At 60.7% G+C, this 13,822-nt stretch carries 15 protein-coding genes; 6 read left to right on the top strand and 9 right to left on the bottom strand.

Going from position 1 to position 13,822, the window contains the following annotated elements; genetic code table 11:
• Nucleotides 1–51 precede the first annotated feature (51 nt).
• Genes X757_RS162115 through X757_RS162140 form a run of 6 tightly spaced genes read right to left on the bottom strand, consistent with a single transcriptional unit; the run spans nucleotide 52 to nucleotide 5,178 of the window.
• On the bottom strand, nucleotides 52–879 hold the full coding sequence (locus X757_RS162115; RefSeq protein ID WP_023669867.1) for a transporter substrate-binding domain-containing protein: 828 nt from the start codon (nucleotides 877–879) through the stop codon (nucleotides 52–54).
• Between the two features lie 24 nt (nucleotides 880–903).
• Nucleotides 904–1,644, bottom strand: a complete 741-nt coding sequence (locus X757_RS162120) for an amino acid ABC transporter ATP-binding protein (RefSeq protein WP_023669868.1) — start codon at nucleotides 1,642–1,644, stop codon at nucleotides 904–906.
• A 57-nt stretch (nucleotides 1,645–1,701) separates the two neighbouring features.
• A complete protein-coding gene (locus tag X757_RS162125; protein WP_023669869.1) occupies nucleotides 1,702–2,265 on the bottom strand; it encodes a peroxidase-related enzyme in 564 nt (187 codons plus the stop codon).
• Entirely contained in the window at nucleotides 2,262–2,744 is a 483-nt protein-coding gene (locus tag X757_RS162130; RefSeq protein WP_023669870.1) for a CMD domain-containing protein, read from the bottom strand. Before X757_RS162130 ends, X757_RS162125 begins: the two co-directional genes overlap by 4 nt.
• Nucleotides 2,741–4,210: an NAD(P)-binding domain-containing protein gene (locus X757_RS162135; RefSeq protein WP_023669871.1), complete on the bottom strand. Its 1,470-nt coding sequence runs from the start codon at nucleotides 4,208–4,210 to the stop codon at nucleotides 2,741–2,743. The genes X757_RS162130 and X757_RS162135 overlap by 4 nt, the downstream gene beginning before the upstream one ends.
• Nucleotides 4,207–5,178: a LysR family transcriptional regulator gene (locus tag X757_RS162140; RefSeq protein WP_023669872.1), complete on the bottom strand. Its 972-nt coding sequence runs from the start codon at nucleotides 5,176–5,178 to the stop codon at nucleotides 4,207–4,209. The genes X757_RS162135 and X757_RS162140 overlap by 4 nt, the downstream gene beginning before the upstream one ends.
• A gap of 230 nt (nucleotides 5,179–5,408) precedes the next feature.
• Here X757_RS162140 and X757_RS0133200 point away from each other — a divergent pair, with 230 nt between their 5' ends.
• Nucleotides 5,409–6,479, top strand: a complete 1,071-nt coding sequence (locus X757_RS0133200) for an NAD/NADP octopine/nopaline dehydrogenase family protein (RefSeq protein WP_031251005.1) — start codon at nucleotides 5,409–5,411, stop codon at nucleotides 6,477–6,479.
• A gap of 210 nt (nucleotides 6,480–6,689) precedes the next feature.
• Here the strand turns inward: X757_RS0133200 and X757_RS162145 are convergent, their stop codons facing one another.
• The 3 genes from X757_RS162145 to X757_RS1000000167715 are packed head-to-tail and all read right to left on the bottom strand — an operon-like array spanning nucleotide 6,690 to nucleotide 8,544.
• Nucleotides 6,690–7,337: a hypothetical protein gene (locus X757_RS162145; protein ID WP_023669873.1), complete on the bottom strand. Its 648-nt coding sequence runs from the start codon at nucleotides 7,335–7,337 to the stop codon at nucleotides 6,690–6,692.
• 34 nt (nucleotides 7,338–7,371) lie between these two features.
• Nucleotides 7,372–8,106, bottom strand: coding sequence for a HupE/UreJ family protein (locus X757_RS162150; protein WP_023725088.1), 735 nt, complete (start codon nucleotides 8,104–8,106; stop codon nucleotides 7,372–7,374).
• A gap of 48 nt (nucleotides 8,107–8,154) precedes the next feature.
• On the bottom strand, nucleotides 8,155–8,544 hold the full coding sequence (locus tag X757_RS1000000167715; RefSeq protein ID WP_156933378.1) for a hypothetical protein: 390 nt from the start codon (nucleotides 8,542–8,544) through the stop codon (nucleotides 8,155–8,157).
• Between the two features lie 104 nt (nucleotides 8,545–8,648).
• Between X757_RS1000000167715 and X757_RS162155 the strand changes: the two genes are divergently transcribed.
• From X757_RS162155 to X757_RS162175, 5 genes are all read left to right on the top strand, one after another.
• A complete protein-coding gene (locus X757_RS162155) occupies nucleotides 8,649–8,930 on the top strand; it encodes a metal-sensing transcriptional repressor (RefSeq protein WP_023669876.1) in 282 nt (93 codons plus the stop codon).
• Nucleotides 8,931–8,938: 8 nt separating this feature from the next.
• On the top strand, nucleotides 8,939–10,279 hold the full coding sequence (locus X757_RS162160) for a cation diffusion facilitator family transporter (RefSeq protein ID WP_023725086.1): 1,341 nt from the start codon (nucleotides 8,939–8,941) through the stop codon (nucleotides 10,277–10,279).
• Between the two features lie 64 nt (nucleotides 10,280–10,343).
• Entirely contained in the window at nucleotides 10,344–11,666 is a 1,323-nt protein-coding gene (locus tag X757_RS162165) for an MFS transporter (protein WP_023725085.1), read from the top strand.
• Between the two features lie 9 nt (nucleotides 11,667–11,675).
• The gene (locus X757_RS162170) at nucleotides 11,676–12,116 is read left to right on the top strand and encodes a YqaA family protein (RefSeq protein WP_031251003.1); all 441 of its coding nucleotides are present in this window, start codon (nucleotides 11,676–11,678) and stop codon (nucleotides 12,114–12,116) included.
• 130 nt (nucleotides 12,117–12,246) lie between these two features.
• Nucleotides 12,247–13,809, top strand: coding sequence for an ABC transporter substrate-binding protein (locus X757_RS162175; protein ID WP_023725083.1), 1,563 nt, complete (start codon nucleotides 12,247–12,249; stop codon nucleotides 13,807–13,809).
• Nucleotides 13,810–13,822 lie beyond the last annotated feature (13 nt).

Genomic DNA, 13,822 nt, shown 5'->3' with positions numbered 1-13,822 from the left:
TTGCAATTCAGCCTTGCCGCTGACTAGCGAATATGGCCCTAAACGGCCGTGCTATTTCATGTACTGGACGATGCCCTCGCCGAACCACTTCTGCGAGAGCTTCTCGATCGTGCCGTCGTCTTTCAATTCCTTGAGAACCTTGTTCACATCGTCAGCCAGAACCTTGTTCTCGTCTGATCTGTGGATCAGCATGTAGGTGTTGTTGCTGAACACTGGTTCGGACGCCACGATATCGAGTTTCTTTTGCTCGATGACGGTCTGCTCACCGAGATTGGACGGCAAGACGAGAGCGTCGAACTTGCCGTTCTGAACTTCGTCCAGCCGGTTCGGGTAGGGAATGCCTGCACTCGATGCCGTGACATCGAGCTTGTATTGCGGGTTTTCTTTCTGCCAGTTCATGATGAACTTGTAGGTTCCACCGCCGGCCGTGGTCGGAACGATCCTCTTGCCGACCAGGTCTTTCATTTCCTTGATGCCGCTGTCTTTCTTGCTGTAGATCTTCATCAGGCTGGCGCCCATGGGATTTTCCGGAATGAAGAACTGCTTGGAGCGCTCGGGCGACTTGTAGTAGCCACCCACCGCGATGTCGTACTTGCCCGTGGCGAGGCCAGTTTCCTGCGCGATGTCAGAGACACCTTCCATCTCGAACTTGTATTGCGGCAGCTTTGCGTTGATCGCCCTCAGGAGATCGGGCTCATAGCCTTGCGGCTCGACGCCGATCGCGCCCCATGCCAGCGGCTTGGATTCGGCAGACGTCGCGATCTTGATTGTCCGAACGGTCTGACCATAACTGACTCCTGCGGTTGCAAGGGCTATTGCGATGCCGCCGACGACAGCCAGGGCATGACGACGGGAAAAGCGGGATGTGATTACAGACATTTCTTAGGTTCCCTTGTTGTTGGATTATTGAAAAGCGAGTTCTGACTGCAGGAATTGAGCAAGTCGTGGGCTGGAAGGCGCGTCGAAGATATCAGCCGGGCTGCCATCGGCGGCGACCACGCCACGGTCCATGAAGACGATCCGGTTGGAGATGTTCCTTGCGAATTGCATCTCGTGGGTCACAAGCAGCGAAGTGATTCCTGACGAGGTGACGTCCTTGATCACCTTCAGGACTTCACCGACGAGTTCTGGATCCAGCGATGACGTAGGCTCATCGAAGAGTATCACGTCGGGACGAACCGCCAGGGCGCGCGCAATGCCGGTGCGCTGGAGCTGGCCGCCCGACAGTTGGGAGGGATAGCTGTCTCGCTTCGGGGTGAGGCCGACCCGCTCGAGCTCCCGCAAGGCGATCTCCCGCGCCTCGTCCGCGGACTTGCGCTGCACGACGACCAGTGGATCCATCACGTTCTGCAGGACCGTCATGTTCTTGAAGACGTTGAATTGTTGAAAGACCATCGCCGTTCGCAACCGGATCGCCTGGACAGCGACTTTGTCGGCACGCTGGTAATCCATCCGGATCTGATCGAACGCGATGGTTCCTGACGACGGCTTGGCCAGGTAGTTGATGCATTTCAGCAACGTGGTCTTCCCGGTGCCGCTGGGGCCGATGATCGAAACCACGTCACCCCGCTTTACCGAGAGATTGACGCCGTTCAGAACCTGCGTGCTTCCGTAAGACAGCTTTACATCTTTGAGTTCAAGCATTGCTGGTTGTCCCTTCGGAAAGTGTGAGACGGACTGCTTCGACCGCATGCGACATCATCACCCGCTCTCCGCATGGCCGAGAACGTGCATCAGCCGGTTTGCCCAGCCGAAGATCGATATGGCGTGGATCAGGTCGATAATCTCGCGGTCGTCCATGCCGACTGATCGAAGCGCGGCGATATCGTCTGCCGTCGCTTCCGACGGGGCCGCCGACAGGCGGCGGGCAAAACTGTAGATTGCCGCATCGCGTGGGCCGAGCGCTTCAGGTTTATCGAGATAGAGCGCGGTGACCACTTCGTCGTTCTTGGTCAGCTCTGCATGCCTGCGGGCGTGAACAACGGCGCAGAATTTGCAGCCATTGACGATGGACGCACCTAATGCACCAAGCTCGCGGTCAGGGCGGGCAAGCCCGCCTTCGACATACATGATGGCGTTGAACAAGATGGTGCGGGCAAGGTAGCTCTCAGGGTCATGCGCAAGGGTGCGCACATATTCCGAAACTTTCTTGGCTGATGGCGTGACCTTCATCGCTTCAAGCTGTTCCGGCGTGGCCTCGGATAGCTCGACCGGCGCTATGTACGGATGCCAATTCAATGGCTTCAGGCGCACCGCGGAAATCATGCCGTCCTCAACAATCGCAGGCCGGTTGCCACCCGCGTCTGGAAATTGACGAAGGCGATGAGCTCGGAAAGGGCGACGATCTGAGGATTGTTCAATCCAGCTTGGGCGAGCAGGGCGATGTGGCCCGCTTCCGCCTTTTTCGGTGTCAGCGTAATCAGGTCCACATGACGTGCGATGGTCGCCAATGGCTCTTCCAAATCCGTTTCCCCCTGGGCTAAGGCCAGAAGCTGCTCAGTCGGATCGAGCTGAGCCAGCTGCACATCAAATTCGGCCATCAGGACCGGATCGGCATTCAGAGCGGCCATGCGACGGGCCAGAGCAACCCGCAAATTAGGCGCAAGCCCTTGGTCGTTTGCTGGCTGCAGGACGGAGAGGCGACATTCCTCGGCCCCCAGCACGAATTCAGGCCGAAACCGACGCGCGCTGAATAGCGCATCGTGCGGTGATAGACCGGCGGCCTTGTCCATTGCGTCGATCACAGCGCGGCCTCCTTCTCCAACAAGGGTGTTGAATCGACCCATTCGTCGCCCAGAAGTTCGGGCGTGTCGTAAGCGATCAGGTTGGCGAAGTGGGTTTCGACATCTTCGGCAAACAGCGATGCGGCAATGCCGCGGACCAAACGGTCGGCACCCGCGCTGACGGCTGGGATATCACCGGAGACCTTGCCGTGCGTCAGCATGGCGGCGTCGTTGAAGCAGTGGATATGCGACAGCATCGGGCAGGAGCCGGGGACGCGCTCACGAAACTCGAAGGCGGGACCTAGGTCCGGTGCGTCGGACATGCCTGCACGCGCCGGCCCCATGTCCGGTGTATATCGGCCATCCGACCAGGTGCGGATATGTGGCGCGATGGCTGCAAATTCCGGGCGGCCGTTGAAGTCGTTTGAAAAGCCGGTTGCCGCGATCAGGAAGTCGTAGCGCATCAGCCCCTGGGTGGTTTCGATAAGCAGGCCTCCCGCATCTTCCGTGACCGCGACGATGCCGCAGTCGAGAAAGAACCGGGCATTGGGGTGGCGAGAAACGCGAAGCGTCGATGAACGAGGCGGCGGCGTCTGGGTTGAGGCGGTGTAGTCGAAGAACTTCCACTTCCAGGCATCGGGCAATTGATGCATGCCGAGTACAACACCCGGACTGCCGATTCCGGTCAGCTTGTTGATGCGCGGCATTTCCTTGCGCCGGATCAACATGTCCACAGATCCGGCGCCCGCCTCGAGTGCGGTTGCGGCATTGTCCATGGACGAGGCACCGGCGCCGATGACCGCCACACGCTTACCTTGCAGCGCGTCGAAATCGATCTCGTCCGCAGAATGGGCCCAATAAGCGCGATCGATGCCCCTGAGGAAATCGGGCACGGCAAAACCGCCCAGACCAGAGCGGCCGGTGGCCAGAACGAGATGACGGGTGAGAACCCGGCCAGATTCCGCGCCTTCGATATCGATCGCAATCAGATCACCAACCGGTGCGACGCCGGTCATGCGCACGCCGTTGCGCACAGGCAGAGCAAGAACCTTGCGGTACCAGACCAGGTAATCCATCCACTGGCCCTTGGGGATTTTGTCCAGCGACCGCCAGGCGTCGACGCCCCATTGCGCCGTGAACCAGGCGCGGAACGTCAATTGCGGCAAGCCGAGCGACGGACCGTGCAGGGTCTTCGGCGACCGGAGTGTTTGCATGCGGGCAAACGTTATCCACGGTCCTTCGAGCCCAGCCGGCGCCGCATCATAGGCGACGACATTGGTGATCCCTGCCAGCACCAGCTTTGCCGTGGCAGCAAGTCCGCACATGCCAGCGCCAATGACCACGACATCACGGACCGGGGCGCCCTCATGCATGCGTGTGGGGACCCAGGGCTTGGCGGGCAGCTCGACAAAGTCGAGATCCTGCGCGAGCTGGGCTTCCAACGCGGCAAGGCCCGTCGATGCTGCCGGGGTGGGAGTATGCTTCATATTCCAGTTCCGTTATTTGTGCCCGACGCGGGATCGTTCACCAATTGGCTGGCCAAAGCTGGATCGAGCTTCTTGAAACCGACGATCGACCGTTCAGCCACCGCTTCGACCGCATCCATCAGCGCCTGCGCGACTGGGCGAAGGGGACGTTTTGAGGCAGCCACAACGCCCCAATAAAAGAGAACGGTTACATCGATCGGGCGAATGACGACCCCAGGCAGGGCGACGCCATAGGCCGTGAGGGGATCGATGACGGCCGCGACACCAGTATGGCGCACGATCTGCAACGCGCCGTAGGCAGTATTGGTCCGGATCACCGGGCCGGTGTCGATGCCCCGGGCAGCGAGTGCCTTGGCGACATGCAACTGAAACCGCAGCGGATTGAGCAACGTAGCCACGCGACGACCCGCAAAAGCCGAAAGCGGTATGACATCAAGTTCAGCCAGCGCATCGTCCTCCCGCACGGCAGCAACATCAGGCGCCGAATAGAGCCGTAGGACATCCAGACCGGGCGTATCGAGCGGCAGGCTTGAAAACCCGATCTCGGCACGTCCGCTGCGCACTTCCTGGGCGACGATCGAGGGAAGAAACTGCCCGAGATGCGTCTCGTGCGGAAGCTCGACACCCTTGAGCTCGGCCAGGGCCGCCGGGATCAAGCCGGTGCCGATCGCGGAGGTTGTGACAATCTGCAGGATCCGCCCACGGCCGGCGGCGATCATCTTGGCCCGCGCTGCAAGTTCGGTGAAAGACATCAACAATCGCCGCGCCTCTTCCTCGAAGGCGACGCCCTCTTCAGACAGCTGCACCCGTCGACCGATCCGATGCAGCAATTCGAAGCCAAGTTCGGCCTCGAGCTCCTGAATGGTGCGTGTCACCGAAGGTTGGGAACGCCCGAGCATGTCAGCCGCCTTGGTAATGCTGCCGCTGGCAGCAACCGCAAGGAAGGTCTGAAGGTCCCGGGTTTCCATGTTCTCCCTACATGCGTAATTCGTATGATTGACATCGTCTCATTCATTTTTGATATATGTCAAGCGGAAACTAATAGTCGTTGCGGCGTTTGCCGGCTCAGAGCCGGAGTCCTGATCGAACGGCTGATGGCAACCGACGTGACTTCAATTCGGATCCTCCCGATGAAAAAACTTGTAGGCGGGGACGGCAAGGATTCTCGAACCATAAAGCCGGCGACAGGAGGAATGTTATGCGCGTGAGTATTCTGGGCGCTGGAGCAATTGCCTATGGCCTTGCGGCCTATTTGGCACAATCGGGACATACGCCAACACTTTGGTCACCGTCGGGAGACCGCACCAGAACGTTGGCGACTGGCGAATCATTGAAGGCGACGGGGGATATCGAGGCGACGGTGCCGGTGCGTATTGCCAATGATTGTAAAGATGCCATCGATCACGCGGATGTGGTGGTGATCGCGCTTCCCGCTTACGGCCACAAGATGGTGATGGATGCCGCCGTCCCTCACCTGGCAGATGGTATTCCTGTCATCGTCAGTTCGCACAGTTCGTTCGGCGCGCTGTATCTCTCCAAGCGGTTAGCCGAGCGCAAGGTCAGGTTGCCGATCGTCGTTTGGGGTACAACGCTCTTGACCGGCCGCCAGCTCGGACCAACAGAAGTCCAGGTCACTTCCATTCGCCAGAAGCTTGATGTTGCGACGCTGCCTTTCGATGCGCTCGATCAAGGGTACAAGCTTTGCACGGCCTTGTTCGGCGATCGTTTCGTCAAGCGCGATGGTCTGCTGGCAATTGCGCTCAGCAACCTCAATCCGCAGAACCATCTGGGAATTGCCCTTCTCAATCTCACACGAATGGAGAAGGCCGAGCGATGGAGCCAGGGGGGAAATGTCACTCCTGCCGTTGGTCGCTTCATCGAGGCTCTGGATGCCGAACGATTGGCCATAGCTGGCAATTTCGGTATCGCGGTTCGTACCGTCCAGGAACATTTTTCATTGTCGTTCCACGTCCCCATGAGCACCGTTTCGGAAATGAACCTGGAGATGGATCGCCAAGGTCGTGGCGGCTTTGGCCCGACGACTATCGAGAGCCGCTATATTCTCGAGGACGTTCCGTTCGGCCTGTTACCAACCGCAGTCCTGGGGAAGATCAGCGGAAATCCGGCGGTTCTCCATGAATCCGGAATTTCCATATTGTCGGCGGCTTATGGCCGGGATCTCAAGGGAGATAATGATATTCTTCCTGGGCTCGGCATCGAGAAAATGACAAAGACGGATCTTGAAGCCCTTTGCCGCAATGGGTTTTGAGCGCGCTCGCGGCCAATGCGGCGTGATTACGCTTTGGGGAAGGTAGCGCGACGCTCCTGTTACATCATTGCGAGCTGATTCTAACCAACGACATCCGAAGGGGACCAACACAGGTTGGATATTATCAAACTGTGTTGGTCCGAGTTGGCTATTTCACCTGCTTGATCTCCCCCGGCGCCAAACGGCGCCGGATAAGACGTGCCGTATCGATCACATCATGCGTTTGATGTCGGTGTACGCGCCATTCGTCTTCAGCGTCACGGTGACGTCGGCACCGGTGCGGTTGCGCCAGAACCAACCGTGATTGCCGTCAAAGGCTGCTTCAAGTACGCCCTCGTCCTCTGCAGCACCGCGTCCCTTCTCGTATGAGATGTTTTCGCCGCCGCCGTCACCATGGGTGTCGAAGTTCACCGCCGCGCCATTGGCTGTCCAAGAGTAGTTTGCCTTTGCGCCCTTGGCCATGACGAGCTTGATCTCAGCTCCTTCGCCGGGCTTGAGGGTGACCGACATTTCGTCCGTCCGCAGTTCCTGGGCAGAGGCGGAACCAATCACCAGTTCAGCGAAGACGCGCTCCAGAAGACTCGACTGCTGATCTTGGCCTGGCACTGCGGTCGGCGTGCCGTTTTGCAATTCGCGAAGGCGGTCTTGCTCGGCCTCTTCGGCGAGTTGTGTCTTGATCTCGCCCATCTCGGTGAGCTCGAGCGCTCGCCCAACGCCGGTGGGATCGATGGCGTATTCGGCCGGCAGCACGATGGTCACAAGGATGGCCGCTGCCGCGACAATGGCGATGAGGGTAGATCGGAGGAGCTGCATGGATGTCGGCAGTTCAGCGCGGGTCGGGATGTCTGTGTTGTACATGGGAGAATTCCTTTTTTGATCTTTACTTGGAGGTTCAGGAGACGACCCAGCCGGTGAGCTGATAGCCGATCAGCACAAACCCGGCGGTCATCATGATGGTGTTGGCGGTGTATGCGTGGCGCCAGAAACTGTCGGTCCGGCGCCAGTAGCCCATGACGATAAGGATAGCAGCGAGCGCCAGAAGCTGACCGACCTCAACGCCGACGTTGAAGGCAAGTAGGTTGGGCACGAGCCCGTCGGGCGAGATGTTGTATTCGATGATCTTCGTCGACAGGCCGAAGCCGTGGAAAAAGCCGAAGATCAGCGTCGCGATCTTGGTGTTCGGCTGGAAGCCGAGCCACCTCTGGAAGGCACCCATATTGTCGAGCGCCTTGTAGACGACCGACAGGCCGATGATCGCGTCGATGATGTAGCTGTTGATGCCAACGTTGAAATAGACGCCAAGCAGCATGGTCGTGGAATGGCCGAGCGCGAACAGGCTCACATAGATGCCAATGTGCTTCATCCGGTAGAGGAAGAAGATCACGCCGAACAGGAACAGGACGTGGTCGTATCCCGTCACCATGTGCTTGGCGCCGAGATAGATGAAGGGCAGCAGATTGATGCCCGTGATCTCCTGGATATAGCCCTTGTCGCCCTCGGCAACGGCATGGGCGAAGGCAGTCCCCCCAAGCAATGGGAGGGTCAGGAGAGCAATGAGCACAGGAAGGGCAAACCGCCAGCGCGCGCAAGGCGTGCGTAGCGGACCCTTGTAGAAGGATCCTTGCATGAGAATTCCAATCGTCGTCGTTGAGGATGGCCGCGCGTGCGGCCGCGATCATGCGATGACGATCTGCCTGGGAGGGCGCTCAAGCCGGAAACGGATTTCTAGGTCGGCAAACGAAGGCGGGTAAACCAGCCAGCTCCGGCCTATCGGCGGTGCTGGCTGCGCGAAGCCCGGAAGCGTGCTCGCCGTTTCATGGGTGTGGTCGGCCGGATTGTGGCCGTGGGTATGACCAAAGCTCTGCTCATCGGCTTCGCCATCGTCATGGCTGTGGCCGTGTTTTCCGATCTGTGATGTCAGCTCTGCGTGACGCGCTGCCTCGGCGGCAGCGAGCGCAATCGGGCTATGCGAGGCCGAACTACCCACTGGGGAGAGCAGCACGCCGAGAGTCATCGCGAACGCGACGATGAGACGAAAGGCTGTGCTAGGGATCCAATTCGGCATGCTTAACGATTATTCTCTAAAATCCTAACGAATGGTGGCATGCACCAGAATCGAGGCCACTTTGAGGCTTGGAATATCCTCTCTGGGGGGATAGCATCAAGGGCATGAATGAGCGTCCCCACGTCCACGAAACCCATCCTGCCATCATCAAGCGGCTGAAGCGCGCCGACGGCCATCTGCGCGGGATCGTCGAGATGATCGAGGCCGGGCGACCGTGCCTCGACATCGCCCAGCAACTTCATGCCGTGGAGAAGGCCATCGCCCAGGCCAAGAAGACGCTGATCCAGGACCACCTCAACCACTGCCTTGAAGACGTCGTCGGACCGCTGGCGCTCGAGCAGCGCCGCTCGATCGACGAGTTCAAGGATATCACCAAGTACCTGTGAGAAGCGCCATGATGGACAAAGTTCGCGATTGGTTCGGGTTCGGCCCGATGACGCAAGGCATGGGCGGCCACGGACATGATCACGGCGAGGGCGGCCATGGCCACACGCATGGCGTCATCGACCCGACGATCGCCACGACGACGCGCGGCATCTGGGCGATTAAATGGTCATTCGTCGTTCTGGCCATCACGGCGGCGCTGCAGTTGGTGGTTGTGTTCCTCTCCGGCAGCGTGGCGCTGCTGGCCGACACGATCCACAATGTCGGCGACGCGGTCACCGCCATCCCATTGTGGGTCGCCTTCATGCTGGCCCGTCGCAAACCGAGCAAGACGTTCACCTACGGGCTGGGCCGCGTCGAAGATCTGGCCGGCATTCTGATTGTCCTCATCATCTTGTTCAGCGCCATCGTTGCCGGCTACGAGGCGATCGACCGGTTGATCAATCCGCAGCCGATCGCATTTCTTGGCTGGGTCGCCATAGCCGGCATTATAGGTTTCTTAGGCAACGAGGCTGTTGCAGTGTTCCGTATCCGGGTCGGCCGCGAGATCAACAGTGCGGCGCTGATCGCCGACGGCTACCATGCGCGCACCGACGGCTTTACCAGTCTGGCGGTTGTGCTGGGTGCTATCGGCGTATGGCTGGGGTTTCCGCTGGCCGATCCGATCATCGGGCTCTTGATCACGGTGGCCATCTTCGCGATCGTCTGGCAGTCTTCGAAGGCAGTCCTCACGCGCATGCTCGACGGTGTCGAGCCCGGCATCGTCGATGAAATCCATCATGCCGCCGAGCATGTGTCCGGTATCGAACGTGTCCAAAGCGTGCAGGCGCGCTGGATCGGCCATCGCCTGCATGCCGACGTCGCCATCAGTGTCGTCGACGCGGCGACGGCCAAGGACGTGATGGGCGTCACCGAAGCCCTCAAGGAGGAACTGTTCGCCCACTTGCCGGCGTTGGCTGAAGCGAATGTTCGTCTGGAGAGTTCGGCCGGGTCTGCCGCGACGGGCACGGAACCCTCTCACTCACATGGTCATCATGCGCCGGAGCCCTTCAAGGTCGACTGCGATCTGGCTGCCGGGACATTGGAAATCGTCGACACGCCGGCTGGCGAGCGGATGCGGCTGACCATCGACCGGCATGCCGACGATCTGATGGCAACGGTGAGCATCGATAGGCCTGGCGGGCCGGAGACGCTTCGCCTCGAACCCGTCGCCGACAACCATTATCGCCTTGAGAGCACCGTGGCTCCTGCTGAGCCGCATGAGTTCCAGGCGAGGCTGGTCTTGGCCGCGAAGGGTCGCGAGCAGGTGCTGCCGTTCAAAATGGTCGAGCCGGAAGGCCACCATCACTGAGATCAGGCCCGCCATTCAATCGCCACGGATCAACGACCCATCGCTCCTCCAAGAAGACAGACATATGCTGCAAGTCCTTGCCAATCGCACTTATCGCCATCTTTTCCTGGCCCAGGTCATCGCCCTGATTGGCACTGGCCTTGCCACCGTGGCGCTCGGGCTGCTGGCCTATGACCTTGCCGGCGCCGATGCCGGCGCGGTGCTCGGCACGGCGCTTGCCATCAAGATGATCGCCTATGTCGGCGTGGCGCCCGTTGCCGCCGCGTTCGCCGAGCGCCTACCACGCCGTACCATGCTGGTTTCGCTCGACCTCATCAGGGCAGGGGTTGCCGTATTCCTGCCCTTCGTCACCGAAGTCTGGCAGATATATCTTCTCATCTTCATCCTGCAGTCGGCGTCAGCCGGCTTCACCCCGACCTTCCAGGCTTCGATCCCTGACGTGCTGCCCGAAGAGAAGGACTACACACGGGCCTTGTCGCTCTCGCGGCTTGCCTACGATCTGGAGAGCGTGGTCAGTCCGATACTGGCGGCGGCACTGCTTTCGGTCATCAGCTTCCATAGCCTGTTCGCAGGCACGGTCATCGGCTTCCTGGCGTCGGCCGCGCTGGTGGTGTCGGTGGTTCTGCCGAGCCCGAAACCCTCTGAGCCGCGCGGCATTTACGAGCGCACCACACGCGGCATCCGTAACTATCTGGCGACGCCGAGATTGCGCGGCCTGCTGGCGCTCAACCTCGCTGTCGCCGCCGCCAGTGCCATGGTGATCGTCAACACGGTCGTGCTGGTTCAGGCAAAATTCGGCCTTTCCCAGAGCGACACGGCATTTGCCCTTGCCGCCTTCGGTGGCGGCTCGATGATCGCGGCGCTGGTCCTGCCGCGGCTGCTGGACAGCATCCCGGATCGGGTTGCGATGTTGTCAGGCGCCGGCCTGCTGGTTGCCGGCGTGTTCGCAGGGCCGTTCGCCATCAGCTATCAGCTGCTCTTGCCGCTCTGGTTCGTGCTCGGGCTCGGCTATTCGCTGGCGCAGACCCCGTCTGGGCGGCTGATCAAGCGCTCGGCCGATCCCGTCGACCGGCCGGCATTGTTTGCCGCGCAATTCGCGCTTTCGCACGCCTGCTGGCTCATCACCTATCCGATCGCCGGACTCGTCGGCGCGGCGATGGGCCTGCCCTTCACCTTTATCCTGCTTGGCGTCATTGGCGCCGCGGCACTCTTTGCCGCGATGTGGTTGTGGCCGCGTCACGATCCCGACGTTCTCAGCCACGCCCATGACGATCTGTCTGACGGGCATTCGCACCTCGAGGACGCCGTCTGGACCGAAGCAGGCTTCGAGCATGCGCATGGTTATGTCGTTAACGATAGGCACCCAAAATGGCCGAAAGCGAGCTGAGCGGCCCCAATGCTGCGAGATGTTGGTGCCTTCGGCGCGCTGTTCCTCACCGCGTTCGCCGCAGCGACAATTCTGCCGCTGCAGTCAGAGGCGGTGCTGGCCGGCCTGCTGCTGACCGGAAGCCAGTCACCGGCGGCGCTGATCCTGGTCGCGACGATCGGCAACGTGCTTGGTTCGGTTGTCAACTGGCTGCTCGGCCGCTGCATCGACCGCTTTCGCGACCGCAAATGGTTTCCGGTCAAGCCCACTGCGCTCGATCGCGCCGCGGCGCGCTACCGCCGTTACGGACGATGGAGCCTGTTGCTGAGCTGGGTTCCCGTCATCGGCGATCCGCTGACGATGATGGCCGGTGTTCTGCGCGAGCCGCTCTGGAGCTTCGTTGCGATCGTCACGATGGCGAAAGCCGGCCGCTATCTCGCGCTCTCGGCGGCGGTGCTGAACTGGCTGTAGGCCGCAACCGCGACCAAGTGGGTCGCTGGGGTAAAACTCTCAAACGGTTTTCCGACTTTATGTCTTATGTCTATACAAATTAGCAAGCGTGCACATGATCGTTGCCAATCAAACAAAAAGGGGAACTAACATGATGACTCTCGACCGCCGCAATTTCCTGGCCTCCACAGCCGGCCTGGCCTTCATTGCCGCGTTTCCACGCGCCGCGTACTCGGAGGGGCATGAAACGTTGAAGGTCGCCATTGCCGCCGAAACCGGCGATCTCGACCTGCTGCAAAACGTCTCCACGCTGAGTTCCTACACGGTCGTGTTCGACGCCCTCATACACTATGGCCAGGACGGCGCGCTCGAGCCCGGGCTCGCCACCAAGTGGGCTGTCGCCGACGACCAGCTTTCGATCGCCTTCGACCTGCGCGAAGGTGTTGCCTTCAGTGACGGCACGCCCTTCGATTCGACCGCCGCCGAATGGAATCTCAAACGCTGGCTGGGCGTCGCGGATTTCTCATGGATCGGTGTGTCCGACGGATTCGACAGCATCGTCACCGATGGACCCAGCAAGTTGACGATCAAGCTGAAGCGTCCGGTGCCCGCCGCCTTGCTGGAGCTCACCATCGTGCGTCCGGTGCGCTTCCTGTCGCCGAAGGCTGTCGACGCCGGCGGCAAGCAGACCGCTCCGGTCGGCACCGGACCGTGGATCGTCGAAAGCTACGATTCCTCCGGCACCGTGCTGGTGCGCAACGACAAATACTGGGGCGAGAAGCCACTGTTTGCTCGCATGGAGCTGAAGGTGGTTCCCGACGAACTCGCTCGCGCCAACGCCCTGCGTTCCGGCGACCTCGACGTGATCGGCGGCGACTGGGTGGCGACGCTGTCGCCACGCCGCGCCCGCGCGCTTGAAAAGGACGGTATGAAAGTGGTGGCCGAGGCCGGCACCGCAACCATGCTGCTCGGTTATTCGCCGAAGGCCAAGATGATGGCCGACAAGGCCGTGCGCGAGGCCATCTATGTCTCGGTCGACCGCGCCGCGATCGCCAAGGTGTTGTTCGAAGGCTACGCAGATCCGGCGGCGGATCTCTTCCCGGCCAACGTGCCTTCGTCGGGCAAGCGGCATGACGTGCCGGTACGCGACGTCGCCGCGGCCAGGAAAATCCTTGCCGATGGCGGTTGGAGCGCAAGCGGAGGCGCCTGGAGCAAGGAGGGCGCGCCGCTGGCGATCGATTTCCTCGTATCGGAGGAATCGCTGCCGGGTTCGCGCCGCATCGCCGAGATGATCCAAGGTCAGCTGTCCGAGGTCGGCTTCCAGGTTCAGGTCTCGTCAGTCGACAACGCCACCATGCACGACCGTCGCCCGGCATTCGAATATGATCTTGCCTTCTTCACCACCTATGGCGCGCCCTATGATCCGCACGGCACGCTCGGCAACGCGTTCGTATCCACCGCCGACAGCGGGCCGGACGGCAAGATCTATGTTTCCCCGGAGCTTGATGGCGTGGTCAAGGCCGCGCTCGAAGCGAGCGGCGACGAACGCGAAGCCAAGATGCAGGCGCTCTACGACTGGCTGCACGACAACCGGGCGATCTGCCCGCTCGTTGTCAGCCAGCGGCTGTGGGCGCACAATCCTCGCGTCGAGAACTTCGCGCTTCCCGCGACGGACTACGACCTGCCGTTCAAGGCGATCACGCTGAAGGCCTGAACGCCTCGAACCT

Origin of the sequence: Mesorhizobium sp. LSHC412B00, from assembly GCF_000503035.1 — a bacterium.
Classification (GTDB): Bacteria; Pseudomonadota; Alphaproteobacteria; order Rhizobiales; family Rhizobiaceae; genus Mesorhizobium.
This window is presented reverse-complemented; position numbering and strand designations above follow the sequence as displayed.